At 47.6% G+C, this 15173-nt stretch carries 14 protein-coding genes; 4 read left to right on the top strand and 10 right to left on the bottom strand.

Features of this window, described 5'->3' with window-relative positions; genetic code table 11:
• Window positions 1-126 precede the first annotated feature (126 nt).
• The 7 genes from AC58QD_RS05835 to AC58QD_RS05805 form a co-directional block, all read right to left on the bottom strand.
• Window positions 127-2157: a YhgE/Pip family protein gene (locus AC58QD_RS05835; RefSeq protein WP_497330973.1), complete on the bottom strand. Its 2031-nt coding sequence runs from the start codon at window positions 2155-2157 to the stop codon at window positions 127-129.
• A 72-nt stretch (window positions 2158-2229) separates the two neighbouring features.
• Window positions 2230-2808: a TetR/AcrR family transcriptional regulator gene (locus tag AC58QD_RS05830; RefSeq protein ID WP_497330971.1), complete on the bottom strand. Its 579-nt coding sequence runs from the start codon at window positions 2806-2808 to the stop codon at window positions 2230-2232.
• Window positions 2809-2967: 159 nt separating this feature from the next.
• Window positions 2968-3756, bottom strand: coding sequence for an SDR family oxidoreductase (locus AC58QD_RS05825; protein WP_497330969.1), 789 nt, complete (start codon window positions 3754-3756; stop codon window positions 2968-2970).
• A gap of 23 nt (window positions 3757-3779) precedes the next feature.
• Window positions 3780-4514: a phosphonate ABC transporter ATP-binding protein gene (locus AC58QD_RS05820; protein WP_497330967.1), complete on the bottom strand. Its 735-nt coding sequence runs from the start codon at window positions 4512-4514 to the stop codon at window positions 3780-3782.
• Window positions 4515-4667: 153 nt separating this feature from the next.
• Window positions 4668-5510, bottom strand: a complete 843-nt coding sequence (locus AC58QD_RS05815) for a MurR/RpiR family transcriptional regulator (RefSeq protein ID WP_497330965.1) — start codon at window positions 5508-5510, stop codon at window positions 4668-4670.
• A gap of 23 nt (window positions 5511-5533) precedes the next feature.
• On the bottom strand, window positions 5534-6397 hold the full coding sequence (locus tag AC58QD_RS05810; RefSeq protein ID WP_497330963.1) for a sugar phosphate isomerase/epimerase family protein: 864 nt from the start codon (window positions 6395-6397) through the stop codon (window positions 5534-5536).
• Window positions 6398-6428: 31 nt separating this feature from the next.
• Window positions 6429-6908, bottom strand: a complete 480-nt coding sequence (locus tag AC58QD_RS05805) for a glutathione peroxidase (protein ID WP_497330961.1) — start codon at window positions 6906-6908, stop codon at window positions 6429-6431.
• 197 nt (window positions 6909-7105) lie between these two features.
• On the opposite strand from AC58QD_RS05805, the gene AC58QD_RS05800 reads away from it, so the two are divergent.
• The gene (locus AC58QD_RS05800; RefSeq protein WP_497330959.1) at window positions 7106-9271 is read left to right on the top strand and encodes a HelD family protein; all 2166 of its coding nucleotides are present in this window, start codon (window positions 7106-7108) and stop codon (window positions 9269-9271) included.
• Between the two features lie 83 nt (window positions 9272-9354).
• On the opposite strand, the gene AC58QD_RS05795 is transcribed toward AC58QD_RS05800, so the two are convergent.
• Complete coding sequence (locus AC58QD_RS05795) at window positions 9355-10251, bottom strand: DMT family transporter (protein WP_497330957.1); 897 nt, start codon at window positions 10249-10251, stop codon at window positions 9355-9357.
• Window positions 10252-10499: 248 nt separating this feature from the next.
• Between AC58QD_RS05795 and AC58QD_RS05790 the strand changes: the two genes are divergently transcribed.
• The 3 genes from AC58QD_RS05790 to AC58QD_RS05780 all read left to right on the top strand — a co-directional run bounded on the left by AC58QD_RS05790 (window position 10500) and on the right by AC58QD_RS05780 (window position 13314).
• Window positions 10500-11525 (top strand): ABC transporter substrate-binding protein, encoded by a 1026-nt coding sequence (locus tag AC58QD_RS05790; protein WP_497330955.1) that lies wholly within the window; start codon window positions 10500-10502, stop codon window positions 11523-11525.
• Window positions 11526-11596: 71 nt separating this feature from the next.
• Window positions 11597-12520, top strand: a complete 924-nt coding sequence (locus AC58QD_RS05785; protein ID WP_497331399.1) for an ABC transporter permease — start codon at window positions 11597-11599, stop codon at window positions 12518-12520.
• Window positions 12520-13314 (top strand): ABC transporter ATP-binding protein, encoded by a 795-nt coding sequence (locus tag AC58QD_RS05780; protein WP_497330953.1) that lies wholly within the window; start codon window positions 12520-12522, stop codon window positions 13312-13314. Before AC58QD_RS05785 ends, AC58QD_RS05780 begins: the two co-directional genes overlap by 1 nt.
• A 216-nt stretch (window positions 13315-13530) precedes the next feature.
• Here the strand turns inward: AC58QD_RS05780 and AC58QD_RS05775 are convergent, their stop codons facing one another.
• Both AC58QD_RS05775 and AC58QD_RS05770 read right to left on the bottom strand, forming a co-directional pair.
• Window positions 13531-13875 (bottom strand): DUF3243 domain-containing protein, encoded by a 345-nt coding sequence (locus AC58QD_RS05775; protein ID WP_497330951.1) that lies wholly within the window; start codon window positions 13873-13875, stop codon window positions 13531-13533.
• Window positions 13876-13955: 80 nt separating this feature from the next.
• On the bottom strand, window positions 13956-15170 hold the full coding sequence (locus AC58QD_RS05770) for an MFS transporter (RefSeq protein ID WP_497330950.1): 1215 nt from the start codon (window positions 15168-15170) through the stop codon (window positions 13956-13958).
• Between the last annotated feature and the right edge of the window lie 3 nt (window positions 15171-15173).

Raw genomic sequence — 15173 nt, 5'->3', positions numbered from 1 at the left:
ATTTGAAAGATTCCCAAGGAATGGGTTGCATACGTAGTGATTGTACTTTTGTATCATGGGCTGTGTCAATATCAACAAAGGCAACCTTCCTCGTAACAGAGAAATGGCTGCCTTTTGTCGGAGTTATTAGATTGTTACTGCTGGTGTTGGATCGTTCTGTTCAGAATGATCCTTTTTGCGGAAATTCACAATAAAGTACGTTAAAGTCAATAGGCTTGCTCCTACTGTAAAAGCACCTAGGATAAGTGCGTTTTGGCCAAGATAAGAGAAGTCTCCGCTAGAAATAACGGCTTTGTATCCTGATACCGTGTAGGACATCGGCAGCCATGCATTGAATACTTGCAGCGGTGCAGGGATTAATTCCAACGGGAATGTTCCAGCCGATGTTGTCAATTGCAGGATCAAGATAATGATGGCAATGAATCGACCTGGGTCTCCGAATGCTGTAACCAAGAACTGCACAAGTGTCATGAAGGTCCAACTAACCAACACACTGAACAACATGAAGTATGGGATGCTCTGTACTTCAATGCCAAGACCGAATAACAGAACAATATCCACAATAACAGCCTGTATGACACCAATGGATAACATCATTCCCCATTTACCCATAAACCAGCTGAAACCGGATCTAGGCATTAAAGAAGTTTCCTTCAATGGTAACACAATCGTTAGTAATAAGGACCCCACGAATAGTCCTAATGAGATGAAATAAGGTGCAAAGCCAGTACCATAGTTAGGAACTGGAGAGATTACATCTTCCTCAACTTGTACAGGATTAGCAATTTTATTGTAAGTTGCGTCGGTTGTGTGAACTTCACTGGTCTGTGTTGAAGCTTCCTGCAGCTTGCTCGACAGTTCATTAGTGCCATTAACAATCTGGGAGGAGCCTGCAGTGAGCCGGTCTGTTCCATCCTTCAACTGTTTCGTTCCCTCAGCTAGCTGGTCCGCTCCTCCTGACAACTGAGAAAGCCCGTTCAGTAACCCGGCTCCTCCGCTTACTGCTGATTGGGTTCCTGCAGCAAGGGCAGTGCCGCCTGCTTGAGCTTGATCCAACTTCTCGCCAAATGTCGTCATCCCCTGAGCTAGCGTCTTGCTTCCAACAGATAATTGAGATGAACCATCTGCAAGCTGTTTACTGCTGGCAGCAAGTAAATCTGTCCCGCTGGCCACCTGCTTACTTGCTCCAATTAATTGCTGTAACGATTCGTCTTTCGCCAAGTCTGGATGAGCGGCTGCCCATTTCTCCAATCCAACTGATAATCCGTCTGCTCCCTGTTTTAACTCATTCGTTGCCTTTTCAGCAGCGGTTAGCCCAGTATTCAGCTGAGTAATACTAGCGTCGGCTTGTGAAGAGCCCTGTATTAGCTGTTTGTATGCGGAACTAAGCTCAGTTAACCCCCCTGCCAATTGTCCACTTGAAATCTGCAGTTGGTTCAATCCATTGTTGAGCTGTTGAGCTCCATGATTCAGATCAATAATGCCATTCCGAATCGGGAGTGTGCCCTCCATGAGCTTACCTAAATTCGAATTTACTTGGACTAACCCATCATTAACCGTTATGCTGCCCTCAGATAATTTCTTAGCTCCATCTGCTGCCTGGACTAAACCATCCGAAAGCTTATTGAATGTAGTGAATATCGTTTGGGTATAAGTTTTTGTTAATTGTTGAGAAATTTCGACTTTCATACGATCTACGGCCGTCTTACCAATCTGGGACGATAGAAAGTTATAGCTTTCATTGGGATAAAAGTGAAACATCGCAGCAACAGGCTGTTCATTAAGAACATCAGTTGCTTTCTGTGAGAAATCTTCTGGAATTTCTAGACCGATGTAATAACGATTGTTACGCAATCCGTCCATAGCTTCTTGTTGATCGACGAATCGCCAGTCAAATCCATCTGTCTCTTTAATCTTCTGGACGAACTCGTCCCCTACATGAAACTCTTTGCCCTCCATTGTCGCTCCTTGGTCGAGGTTAACAATCGCTACCGGCAAAGTGTCGAGTTTATCATACGGATCCCAGAATGCCCATAGAAACAAAGAGCTGTATAACAAAGGGATAAGAGCCACCGCTGATACCGAGATCAGCAGCTTACGATTGCGAAATAATGAGCTCCATTCATTCCTTAAAGAACTTTTACGTTTAGAATTCATCTGTTGTGTACCTCCAGTACATATTGACTATAATGTTCATTCGGTCATACTGTTGCAAAAAAAAGGGCCCAATCATGATTTTACTGAAAGCCCATCGAGTAAATATAATCGAAACAGCTTAGCAATCTCTTCTTTGCTCAGTGGTTGATGGTTCTTCTCCCATTCATATATAAAGGCCACATACAGCTTCAGCATGACGAAACCGGTAATCTCCGGGTCACATGATCGTATCTCACCTTTGTCGACTGCTTCTTGCACCTTTCGGGTAATGAAAGCAAGTACGGCTGACTCAATCTGCTGAATTCCTTCTTGAGCTTGCGGGGTCCCCATATCTCGAACCTCATGGGTGAGCTTAATAGTAAGCTCATGGGTCCGACGGAAATCGAGCAGCGCATATAGTGCCGCCTGCAAATTCTCGAAGAACGGCTGCTCTGGCTGTAACACCCGTTCAGCAAGCAGCTTCATCTCAGCAATAAGCTTACGCATGATTTCATCGAAGAGTTCTTCTTTATTCGTGAAAAAAGTATAAATGGTTCCTTTGCCCACATTAGCAATCTTGGCGACCTGATCCATCGTAGTTGCTTTGTACCCGAACAAAGTAAACGACTTCTCCGCCGCCTCTACGATACATGCTTTACGATCCACAGCCATATGACTCACCTCCTTTAATCCGCTGTGATAACGACGATCTGCCTGACAAAATATCCGATCAATCAACTGACCGATTGACCAATTTCGAATATCAGTCATTCACATACGTCATTATACTGCGGATCGAATCCTATTGCAACTGCAGAGATGAGGTATTTTCTACAAAGACTTAATCATGCCACCATCAACAAGAACAGCTTGTCCTGTAACATATGTATTTGCAAAAGAGCCTAAGAAAACAACCGCTTTGGCGAATTCTTCAGGAGTACCATAACGTCCTAATGGAATCTGAGAGATGAACCCGCTCTCCACTTCTTCTGGGCTGATCTGTCTGACTTGGGCTGCTCTTTCATCCAATTGACGAATGCGATCTGTGAAGATGCGGCCTGGCGCTACTGTATTCACGAGAATGTGATCTTTGCCGAATTCAGTTGCAAGGCTCTTGGTTAGCGCATAAACCCCAGCACGAAATACGTTGGATAAGATGAGATCCTGGATGGGTTGCTTGATCGAGATCGATGTCAAATTCACGATTCTACCGCCATGTCTGGCTTTGAAGTAAGGAAGCGCTTCACGGGTTAAGCGAATGACACTCATTAGATTGCTCTGAAAGGCAGCCGTCCATGCAGCGTCGTCAAAATCTGTAAAGGAGCCTCCAGGAGGTCCTCCTGCATTCGTTACCAGAACATCTAATCCTCCACCAGCTTCTGCAGCTGATCGAACAGCGGCTGCAATATCCGAAGGGCTTGATAAATCTAACTGGACACGATTCGCATTTTGTCCTGTCTCTTGCTTGATCGCCTCATAGGCTTCTTCCAGATGCTCAAGACTTCTGCTGGCAATCGTTACTCGCGCGCCTTCTCTCGCATATTCTAATGCCGTAGCAAGACCCAAGCCTTTGCTGGAAGCGGTCACGAGCACGGATTTATTCTCAAGTAGTAAATTCATGAGAGCTTAGTTCCTTCCTGTGTTTAGGATGAAAAAATAAGGTTCTTCTCGTATTGCGTTAATCGTCTGGCGGGAATGTCGAGCACTATTCTGCCATTCGAGAGCCCCCAAATTCGGGTTGCATAACGTTCCGCTAAGTCCAAATTTTGCATACTGCAAATGGCGACAAGCTCGGTTTTCTTACATAAGGCCTTGAAATCCTCCATTACACGGTCTGCCGATTTGGGGTCTAACCCTTTGATCGGTTCATCTGCCATTATGACCTTTGCCCCCTGAACCAAAGCCCTGGCAATGGCTACTCGCTGCACCTCACCGCCGCTTAACTTGCCGACCTTCTCATGCGCTTTGTCCAGCAAGCCTACCTTCTCCAGGTAATCCATCCCTAGAATATGCTCATCAGTTGACACGGTTGCCGTAAGCTTACGCCAGATCGGGGTATGAAAAAATCTTCCGCCGAGAACAACTCTTAATGCCGTTAAATTCTTATTCATTGTGGGTTTCTCGTCCAGATATACCCATTCCTTGCGTAATCTGATACTGTCTGTCCACTTCGGGGTTGTTAGGTCTTTGCCGTCATATATAAGTTGTCCTTCTGTCCATTTGTCGCGCAGCGCTATGCACTTCAGGAGTGTCGTCTTACCGCTTCCGCTGCCTCCAACAAGCGCAATCAGTTCTCCTTTATCTGCTTGAAAGCTGACTCTGGACAATATTTCTGTACCGTCAACCAATTGTTTGGTTAAATTCCTTACAATGATCATCCATCCATATCCCCTTTGCCTGTCCTTGTGCCATTATACCATATTGCAGCACAAAATCACGAAGACTAATAGCCGGACAAGGCGACTGCTAGCAGCTGCGTGCAGTCCTTATTCCGGCTAGGAAGATTCGAGATACTGGCGCCGCCATCGTACCTAATAAAGCTTGTCCAACACTGATTTGGCTGTCTTTTCAAGGGCATCGTAAGCAACATCCTTGGACTGAAGCGCCAGAATCGTGGTGATGAGATCCAGAGCATGAATTTGTGCCAGCTTGGCCGCGAATGAACCGCCTTGTAACGGTGTTTCCTTGGATGCTGTCAGCAGGACCGTGTCAGAGAACTGCGTAATTGGTGAACGAGCATGTCCGGTTAGACAGATCGTACTCGCGCCATTCCCCTTAGCAATTCGGAAAGCATCTACCAGATCCTTAGTGCTGCCGGATGTGGAAATACCCATAAACACGTCGCCTGTCCCGGCAAGGGAAGCAATCATTCGCATCGTGTGGGTATCTGTCTCCGCATTGACTTGAAGCCCCAATCGGAAAAACCGGTACTTGGCATCTAAGGCGGTTAATCCAGATGACCCCACTCCTAGAAAAGTGATCGTTCTGGCTTGCAGGAACAAATTGATCGCTGCTTGAAGGGAATGCTCACTTAGCAGAGAACTGCTATTCTGGATCGTTTGGGCATTCTGTGCCGTCCTTTTGTGCATAATCGCCGAGAGACTGTCACTCTCTTCGATCTCCCCGACCATTTGTTCCGCAGGACTGGATAATTGCTGTGCTACTGATAGCTTGAATTCCTGGTAGCCCTGGAACCCGAGCTTCCGGCAAAATCTTATAACTGATGTTTCTCCTACATTCGCCTTCTCCGCCAGATCCGTAATCGAGGAATATACAGCAGCTTCAGCGTCCTGCAGGACAACATCAGCTACTCTTCTCTCGGATTTGGTGAAGGAAGGCAGTAAGCTCGCAATCGATAATAAAGTATGGTTCATATCCGTGTTCCTTGTTGATGCTGTCACGCTTCAGCCCACAAGCGCTTGATGTTGCTCAGGCCAGCTTGAACCGCCCATTTGCATTCTTCTTTCCCTTCGAACTCAAGAGACAAATAACCATCATAACCGGACGCTTTTACAATTCGGATCACTTCCGGCACATCGATATCGCCTTGACCTACAACTGCTCCGCGCAAATAATTTCCCCCGGAGGACTGGAACCAACCTTCCCCAGGATTACGATAGGACGGGCGGATATAGAAATCTTTGAAATGAACCAAAGAAGCTTGGGCAATACTTTTCTTAACCGCTGATACGGAATCCTCATCCACACACAAGAAATTACCTACATCCATAGTAGTTCGGAAGTTAGCTCTGTCCACCGCATGGATGAGGCGAAGGACTCTCTCGCTTGCTTGCACATAAAAACCATGATTCTCAATGCTCGTAATAATCCCATATTGGGCTGCATAGTCTGCAATCAGCCCGCACGCTTCTACCATGATCGGGAAGTCCTGCTCGAAGTAAGAGGTAGTGGTTTCCGGTATCGGACGGAAGGCGATGTCATGGCGCATTCTTTTGGCACCAAGCTCGTTGGCTATATCCACGTGTTTCTTCACTCTTGCTAGCTCAGCTTCGAATTGCTCACGCGTATCTGTAATGAAGTTCGCTCCAATTGCATAATTACTGATCTCAATACCCACAGAAGCGGCTTTTTCACGAATAGCTGGAATTAACTCCGGATTATCGATTAAGGAGAACTCGAATGGAACAATCTCGATATGCTCTCCGCCATGCTCGGCAATCCACTCAATCGCGCCAAGAATGTCCATTTCTTTATTTCTCATCGCGCCAACAAGGCTGTACGAACTAACTCCCAGTTTCATTGTCTTCATTTCCCCTTACGTTTATAAAGTGTTATAGTGCTTGTTCAATAGCGCCAACTAATGCTTCATCATCCGGAACGATCTTTGGACTGAATCGCTCAATCAAATTGCCATCACGATCAATAAGGAATTTCTCGAAATTCCAGGTCACTTCTGTGTCTGGCTGATCCGACTTAGTAGTAAGCCACGTGTAAAGCGGATGACGCTCATCGCCAATCGCATGAAGCTTCTGAAACAAATCGAACGTTACCCCGTAGTTCACCGAACAAAATTGTTGAATTTCTTCCATTGTTCCTGGCTCCTGACCGGCAAAATCATTGGATGGGAAGCCAAGGATGCGGAGTCCGCGGTCTTTGTACTTTTGGTAAAGTTCTTCAAGACCAGCGTACTGCGGTGTCAATCCACACTTGGATGCAACATTTACAATAAGTAAAACTTCACCCTTGTAAGGCGCTAATGTCATAGTTTCTCCATTTGCAGCATTTACGTTAATCTCGTATAAGGAACTCATAGCTCATATCCCTCCATTCGTTATTCCAATAGTATAGCATCCGTATGTTATTAGGAAAAGCTTACCTTAGGCAAAAATACAAGTCAAAAACAACGATAAAAATCTAGGCACTAACACTTGATAGAAATATATGTAAGTGGTATAATTATACTCTTTTCAATGCGGATTGTTAATCAGAATGGATGGTGAATGGGAACGTGGAAACCGAGCTGCAGAACGCTTTTGAAGAAGAGTTGAAGAAGCTGGAACACACCTCTGGATGGATCGACGCAAAATTAAAGGAATTGCAGAGCATTCCGCGTTACTACGGACAGGATTACACCGAACAAGCGCTGGATTCCATACGGGAGCAAGCACGAAGGCAAATGAGTCAGGCAACAGCCGAGCCGTATTTCGGCCGACTGGACTTTCAAGAGAGCGGAACCGCTTCCAGCGCACCCTTGTACATCGGCAAGTTCGGTGTAGAGAACACGGATACGAGTCAACCGCTTATTATCGATTGGCGTGCTCCTGTAGCCAGCTTGTTCTATTCCTTCAATGGCGGTGAAGAAAAGGCTGCCTATGATTCACCTGACGGATTAATTGACGGGCTCGTCTATCTCAAACGAAATCTGGTTGTTCGCAAACAGATCTTGCAGCGGGTAGTCGATACTTATATGCGCGGCAGTGATCAACTGTCTGTGAACGATGAATTTTTACTGTACCGGTTGGGCGAGAACAAAGACAATAAGCTGCGGGACATCGTATCCACCATTCAAGCTGAACAGGATCGGATTATTCGATCAGCGAGAAATACCGCCATGGTCATCCAAGGAGTAGCGGGAAGCGGCAAAACTACAGTCGCCTTGCATCGACTAGCCTACTTGCTGTACCAGTATCGAGATACAGTCAAAGCGGAACGAATGATCATCTTCGCCCCCAACCAGATGTTCCTTGACTACATCTCTTCCGTGCTGCCAGAGCTTGGAGTCGGCAGTATTCAACAGACTACTTTCGCAGATTGGACATTCGATGTGCTGGATGAAAAGCTGAAGCTGGCGAATCCAGCAGATCGCTACAATCACTGGTTCGCATCAGGAGCGGATCGTCCCGAGATTGATGAATATGCTCCTGGACGTTGGAAGGGCTGGATCGGATTCATGAGCATCCTCGATGAAGCACTGGATCGATACGAGTCGACCTTTTTTCCTAACGAAGATTTCCATCCGTGGGAGATGGCTAAGTTAAGTGCAAAGACGATCGAAAGTTGGTACCGCGACGAATACAAGCATTATCCCGTGTATAAGCGCAAGGAACGTGTACATGCACGGATCAAACGGTGGGTCGAGATGGAGCTCGATCTGGTTCGCGATCCTGGGCGCAGGAAGGATTACAAGAGCAAAGCTTCCGCGAAGCTGCGCACTTATATGAAGAGCTGGCCGAGCCATACTCCATTCGCCTTTTATGCGGAGTGGTTATCAGGCAAGCTTGGCGTAAGAGGCACATCCGAAGGAGCTATGCCGTCACCCCTTCCGCCTGCTGTTGCAGCCCCATCGTTACGCGGTTTAGCTAAACGGGAAGTACAGCCAGAGGACTTGGCACCGCTCCTGCATATCCATGACCGCTTCTTCGGCATCGATAGTGAGCGAATGTTCGACCATATCGTGATCGATGAGGCGCAAGACTTCTCTCCTTTTCAGGTGGCGTTATTGAATCGCCACGTGAAGAGTGGGTCCTTCACCATCTTGGGCGACCTGTCCCAAGGGATTCATGCCTACCAGGGCATTCTCGACTGGAGCGAGATGTTGGGTTTGTTTCCGGAAGGCTCGACCGCCTTCCATCAGCTGGAGCGAAGCTACCGATCGACCATGGAGATCATCCGCTTCGCGAATGTAGTGCTGACGCGCAGCGTCCCCTCGGCCGTGCCGGCCATCCCGGTGTTCCGCAGCGGCGACAAGGTCAAGCTGCTGCCAGCGGTTGCAGCGCGGCGCGTCGAGGCCATCGCCGCCGCGATCGCGAAGAGCCGCGCCGGAGGCGCGAGCACGGTTGCAGTCATCGGCCGCACCGAGCGTGAATGCGCGGCGCTGCATCGCGAGCTCGGCCGCGCCGGCGTTGAGGCGACGCTGATCGACGCCTCGCAGCGCCGCTATGCCGGCGGCGTGTCCGTCCTGCCTGTGTATCTCGCCAAGGGTCTCGAGTTCGACGCGGTGATTCTCACCGATGTCGATGAGACCCGTTATGGCGCGAATGCGCAGGACGGCAAGCTGCTGTACGTGGGCTGCACACGCGCGCTGCATGAGCTGTGGATCCACTATGAGGGACCCATATCCCCGCTCGTAGAGACAAGTGATGAAGAAATCGTCACATTGGCGGGCGAATTATAAGCTTTAAGGTATAAAAAATATCCCGGAGCCAAGAAAGACGGCTCCGGGATATTTCTTTAAATGAACTGGAATTCCCGTGATCTTTATCCCTTCAGCGGGTTCAATTTCTCGTCCTTCCGTTTCGATTGTCTCACAGGGAGGTTCAAAACTACCAGTCCGGCAGTAAACAGAGCGGCTCCACAAATGATATACAAGGTAATTGGATCCCGATAGAACAAAAAGCTCCATAAAATGGCGAACAGCACAGACGTATTGCTGACAATAACGGCCACTGGGAACGGCACTTTGGCTAAAGCTTGCGAGAACCAATAAAAGCTGATCCCCGTAATGAGTCCTAGCAGAACTAATGCACCTACGGCCGTCACACTGACGCTTCCCTTGAAATCGAATTGCCATGGTAGCGGCAGCAGCATCACTAAGGAGGCCCAGAAAAAGACCGAAAAATTCATATTCCCTGCGTCCATATCCTTGACAAGGATTTTTTGGCTCAGCACGTGAAAAGTAGCCCCGATCCCGGAAATGACGAAGAGCAATGTCGTTAAAGAATTCCCTCCAAAAATTTGCTTGATCGGCATCCCGTTCCAACTAATAACAAACACCCCGATCACACACATCACCGCTGCGATCCTTCCACGGGTCGTTATCTTCTCTTTGAATAGAAAAACAGAAACGAGCAGCAGCGCAACGGTTGAAACTGGAGTTACCAGGATATACCCGTAAGAATAGCCGATGGACAATCCCATATTTTCGAAAAAGTAATTCAAGGCTTTCCCGAGCGCTCCCAGCCAAATCCATTTCATGCGGAACTGCAGCTTAATCCCTTTTCCTTTAGCAATCAAAAAAAGTCCCAGAAAAACTACGCCGATTGAAAATCGGGCAAAAGTAATGGTAGTGCTGTCGAGCATCGTCGATGCTGCTTTGACCAAAATACCGACAAAACTCCAGGAAAGCGTAGCTAACAATAGCAATACATAACCCACCGAGCGCACCCCAACTCTGATTGTTGATTGGATTCAAGTTCCCTTTTATTGATCATACCATAATAACTAAATCCCATCGGCTACGATATTTTATAGAAATCATTACCTTTGACGGGTTGAAAGTTGCCATATAGTATAGAATAATGTCTGTACTGACATGTCTTATTCGTCTGTGTGCTTTTACTTTACCGCTTTCATACATAAAAGCACCAGTCACTGCTATCAATCTACTGGAGGGATTTTTGACTATGAAAAAGAAATTAGGGCTCTTTGTTCTTACTGCTGCACTTTTAGCTACAGCTTCAGGTTGTGGCGAGAAACCGAAGGATGCTACATCCGGAGGCGGGAATACTGACAAAAAGACGTATCAACTCGCGATATCCCAATACGTGGAACATCCTTCTTTGGATGCGACCCGTAACGGCATTTTGGCTGCGCTCAAAGATGCAGGCCTAACCGAAGGCGGCAACTTAAAAGTAGATTACAATAACGCTCAAGCTGATTCTGCCAATAACCTGTCCATTGCCCAGAAAATCGCCTCAGGGAAAAACGACTTGGTCATCGGAATCGCCACCCCTTCCGCTCAGGCAGTCGTTCAACAGGTTAAGAATACGCCGGTCTTGTTCGCAGCCGTTACAGATCCGCTGGGCGCCAAAATCGTTAGCAATATGGACAAACCGGGCGGCAACGTCACCGGGGCATCCGATACGAACCCAGAAGCCATCATCAGTCTGATGGACTTTGTAGCCAAAAATTTCCCGAAGGTTAAAAAAGTCGGTGTCGTCATTAATGAAGGAGAATCCAACGCTGTCGTAATGACTGATCATGCTAAAAAGGCACTTACCAAACATGGCATCGAGCTAATCAAAGCGCCTGTTACTAATACGTCCGAGGTCAAGCAGGCAGCCGAATCGCTCGCCGGCCGTGTTGATGCGATATACATTACGTTGGACAATACAGTCGTTAGCGGCGTGGATACGATCTTGAAAGTCGCGAACGACAAGAAGATTCCTTTCTTCGCAAGCGACCGCGATACCGTCGAAAAAGGCGCGTTTGCCACTGTTGGATTCAAATATTACGACCACGGATACCAAGTCGGACAAATGGCAGCGGACATTCTGAAAAACGGCAAGAAACCAGCCGATATGAAAGTAACCGTGCCTGATAAGCTCGATGTTATCTTGAATTTGAAAGCGGCCAAAGCTCAGGGAATCGAAGTTACCGACGCAATGAAGAGTGCAGTCAAGGACCAGAACAATAACATTATTCAATAGATGCCATTTTAAGCGGTGGACAAAAGCCTAATGTCCACCCCTTTTACATTAAGAAGGAGGCACATCTCATGATGGAGTCATTGATTGACTCGTTACCCGGATCGATTGAGCTAGGATTGCTCTATGCTTTAATGGCTCTGGGCGTGTACATCACTTTTCGGATTTTGGATTTCCCGGATTTGACTGTGGACGGCAGCTTTGCGACTGGTGGAGCGATCGCCGCGATTCTCATTTCCAATGGGGCGTCCCCTTGGCTTGCTTGCTTGGCTGCTTTAGGCGGCGGTCTAATCGCGGGAGTATGCACGGGGCTCTTGCATACCAAAGGAAAAATCAACGGATTGCTGTCCGGAATATTGATGATGATCGCCCTTTATTCCGTCAATATGAGGATTATGGGCAAACCGAATGTCTCCTTGCTCGGTATGGATACGATGTTCACTGTCGTCCATCCGCTCGTTCTTATGCCCATTCTGGTGATCGTTGTCAAGCTGCTGATTGATGGTTTTCTGCATACCGACATGGGTATGGCGCTCCGAGCGACCGGCGACAATTCCCGAATGATCCGCAGTCTGGGCGCGAATACAGACAATACGACGATTTTGGGGCTCAGCTTGTCTAACGGCCTGGTAGCATTATCCGGAGCCTTGATCACTCAACAGTCTGGCTTCGCGGATATCTCAATGGGGATCGGGATGATCGTAATTGGCTTGGCTTCCGTCATCATAGGTGAAGCAATATTCGGAGCCGCTACCGTCTTCCGTGCGACGTTAGCTGTTCTTCTCGGCTCCATCATCTACCGTATCGTGATCGCAATCGCGCTGCAGGTCGAGTGGTTGGATGCTTCCGACTTAAAGCTGATCACCGCTATTATCGTAATTATCGCTCTTGTGCTTCCTTCCGTTCAACGCACATGGAGGCAAAAAAACTTGGCGAAAAAACGTTCCACTCACTTTGCCGGCACGCAGAACGATAACACTACCGGGGGTGACCGATAATGCTTGAACTTTCAAAAATATCGAAGTTGTTCAATCCGGGCACTCCCGACGAGAAAGTCGCTCTGAACGGGATTAACTTGAAGCTGAAAGCCGGCGATTTCGTCACGGTGATCGGAAGTAATGGTGCAGGCAAATCCACGCTGATGAATATAATTTCCGGCGTCACCAAACCGGATTATGGCGAGGTTCGCATTGAAGGTAACGTTATCCATCATCTCCCTGAGTACAAGCGCAGCCGTTGGATCGGACGCGTCTTCCAAGATCCGATGGCCGGCACGGCTCCCCATATGTCCATTGAGGAGAATCTGGCAATGGCCTATATGCGCGGCAAATCACGCGGTCTTCGGTTTGGGGTTACGTCCGGCAAACGTTCCATGTTCCGCGAACAGATCAAGCGTCTCGGCTTGGGACTCGAGGATCGGCTTGGGGCCAAGGTAGGCCTCCTTTCCGGCGGTGAAAGGCAAGCGCTCAGCTTGTTGATGGCCACTTTCACCAAACCGGATATCCTGCTTCTTGACGAGCATACCGCCGCTTTGGACCCTGCACGAGCTGAGCTGATCACCAGTTTGACGGAACAGCTTGTCCGCGAAATGAAGCTGACGACGCTGATGGTCACCCATAACATGGAGCAAGCCATCCGGCTGGGCACCCGTCTGCTCATGATGGATAAAGGCCGAGTCCTGATCGATGTCGAACAAGAGCGGAAGAAAGATTTAACTGTAGTGCAGCTTCTCGGAGAATTTGAGAAAATCAGCGGAAATAAACTGTCCGACGATCGGTTGGTTCTTGGCTGAATGACCGCTATTAACAACAACAGGGTGCCTGATGGCACCCTGTTGTTGTTCGTTTATCACCCACCTAAATGTTGCCTGGCCTATTCCCATGTTCAGAGAGGCTAATCCGCTCCTGTTTACCTTCGACAAAGAAATATGGTTCTTTTTGCCTAAGGATCGGCGAGGAACGCAAAAAATCCGCGCCAAGCGCGGATCAATAGTCAAATCATTTAATTATTAATGTGCCGATTGCGCCAGACGAACGAGCATATGTGCAAGCATGTGCTGCTGCTCCTTGTCCCCAACCTTCCAAAGCTCCTGTAGGAGCATCTCTTCACGGTTGCGAGGATCTTCGTGGGACGCCAGGTAACCGGCTACCCTCTCCGCTATGACAGCTAGCTGCTCTTCATTCAATCCAAGATTCTCTGCAAGCTCAATGCGTTTTCCCAAATAACCCTTAAATGCTTCAAAATCCCGCAGGATTTGGTCTCTCTTTCCGGAATCCATATTAGAAATTGCTTGATCCACCTTATTCGTTGCAACATCGCCGTCTTTATCAATTACGTGATTGTGTTCTGACATGGTAATTCCTCCTTGGAGTAGGTTTAGGATACGTTACCCATTAACCTTCCTGCCTGCTTTTGAACCAGCAGAGGACGGAGTTATCCCCTGCCCTCTGCATCACTGAATGATAACGGGCTCTTGATTTGCTTCATAACAAAAAACATAACAAGCCCGATCGATAATACCCCGAAGCTCAGCACCATCCATTTGAACCCGATCATATCAAGCATAAAGCCGGTTCCCAGAAGCACAATCTGGAATAGAATACGATCCATCATCCCGCGGAACGAGAAGAAGCGCCCATGAAACGATGCCGGAATACTTTTCTGGAACAGGGTAGCGGTCATTGGGTAGAACGAACCGGCTGCCCATCCGAACAAAGCGAACGTCAATATGGAAGCAATCTTGTAATCTGCGAAATATAAGGCCATCTGAGCTGCAGCAGCAGCTGATGCGAACACTAATAGCAAGGTAATCAAGTTTCTCCCACGAGAGATTCGCTTAATCAGAAATGCTCCGAGCATAAAGCTCACACCCTCCGCAGTATACAACAACCCTTTGATCGCGGTATCATCTTGAAGCTCACTGATCTTTAACACCATTAAATTAAAGCTGCCGATAAAAAATGTAGGCACTAATGTTAGAAACAAAGCCATCACAACAGCGGGAGATTGCTGAATGACTGGAATCACTTCTTTGAAGCTTGAAGATTTCTTCTTATGGTCTGCTGACTTCTGATTTCCCTCGACGGTTCTCTTTTCCACTTTTAGCTGCAAGGTGAATAAGAACAAGATGAAATATGCAATCATCGATGCCTCGTACATTACACTAAGCGACGTGTACACTAACATCAATCCGCCTAATGCTGTCCCGATAATCCGGGAAATCGTCTGTATGTTCATATGAATCCCGTTAGCTTGCATGAGATGTTTGTCTTCCACGAGTGTAGGCAGCAGTGAATTAAGAGCAGGGAAATAAAAAGCCGAAGCACCCACTATCACAATACTATATCCTATCATCCACATCACAGAGTCGGTCCACAAAGCTATAAACATGAAGCATACTCCGACCATTCGAACTAATCCTGATATGTTCAATACTTTCTTTTTGCACGACTGATCGACTAATTTGCCCGCATAAGGCCCGAGTATTACTCCGACGAACAGACCAGTGAATAGAATCACCGATTTCATAAAGTCCGACTCAACATGTGTCTGGAGAAACTCCAGGTTTCCAATGATTCCTAACCATAATCCTAAACCCGCAATAAATTCACCTGACATAATGATCCATATATTTCGGTTATTCCACACGTG

This window comes from Paenibacillus sp. J2R1T-4 (assembly GCF_059692235.1).
This window is presented reverse-complemented; position numbering and strand designations above follow the sequence as displayed.

Excerpts from the sequence above, each read along its gene's own strand:
- AC58QD_RS05815 (WP_497330965.1), bottom strand. The coding sequence starts at position 5,510 with ATGAACCATACTTTATTATCGATTGCGAGCTTACTGCCTTCCTTCACC.
- AC58QD_RS05820 (WP_497330967.1), bottom strand. The coding sequence starts at position 4,514 with ATGATCATTGTAAGGAATTTAACCAAACAATTGGTTGACGGTACAGAA.
- AC58QD_RS05805 (WP_497330961.1), bottom strand. The coding sequence starts at position 6,908 with ATGAGTTCCTTATACGAGATTAACGTAAATGCTGCAAATGGAGAAACT.
- AC58QD_RS05830 (WP_497330971.1), bottom strand. The coding sequence starts at position 2,808 with ATGGCTGTGGATCGTAAAGCATGTATCGTAGAGGCGGCGGAGAAGTCG.
- AC58QD_RS05810 (WP_497330963.1), bottom strand. The coding sequence starts at position 6,397 with ATGAAACTGGGAGTTAGTTCGTACAGCCTTGTTGGCGCGATGAGAAAT.
- AC58QD_RS05825 (WP_497330969.1), bottom strand. The coding sequence starts at position 3,756 with ATGAATTTACTACTTGAGAATAAATCCGTGCTCGTGACCGCTTCCAGC.
- AC58QD_RS05835 (WP_497330973.1), bottom strand. The coding sequence starts at position 2,157 with ATGAATTCTAAACGTAAAAGTTCTTTAAGGAATGAATGGAGCTCATTA.
- AC58QD_RS05785 (WP_497331399.1), top strand. The coding sequence starts at position 11,597 with ATGGAGTCATTGATTGACTCGTTACCCGGATCGATTGAGCTAGGATTG.
- AC58QD_RS05775 (WP_497330951.1), bottom strand. The coding sequence starts at position 13,875 with ATGTCAGAACACAATCACGTAATTGATAAAGACGGCGATGTTGCAACG.
- AC58QD_RS05790 (WP_497330955.1), top strand. The coding sequence starts at position 10,500 with ATGAAAAAGAAATTAGGGCTCTTTGTTCTTACTGCTGCACTTTTAGCT.
- AC58QD_RS05780 (WP_497330953.1), top strand. The coding sequence starts at position 12,520 with ATGCTTGAACTTTCAAAAATATCGAAGTTGTTCAATCCGGGCACTCCC.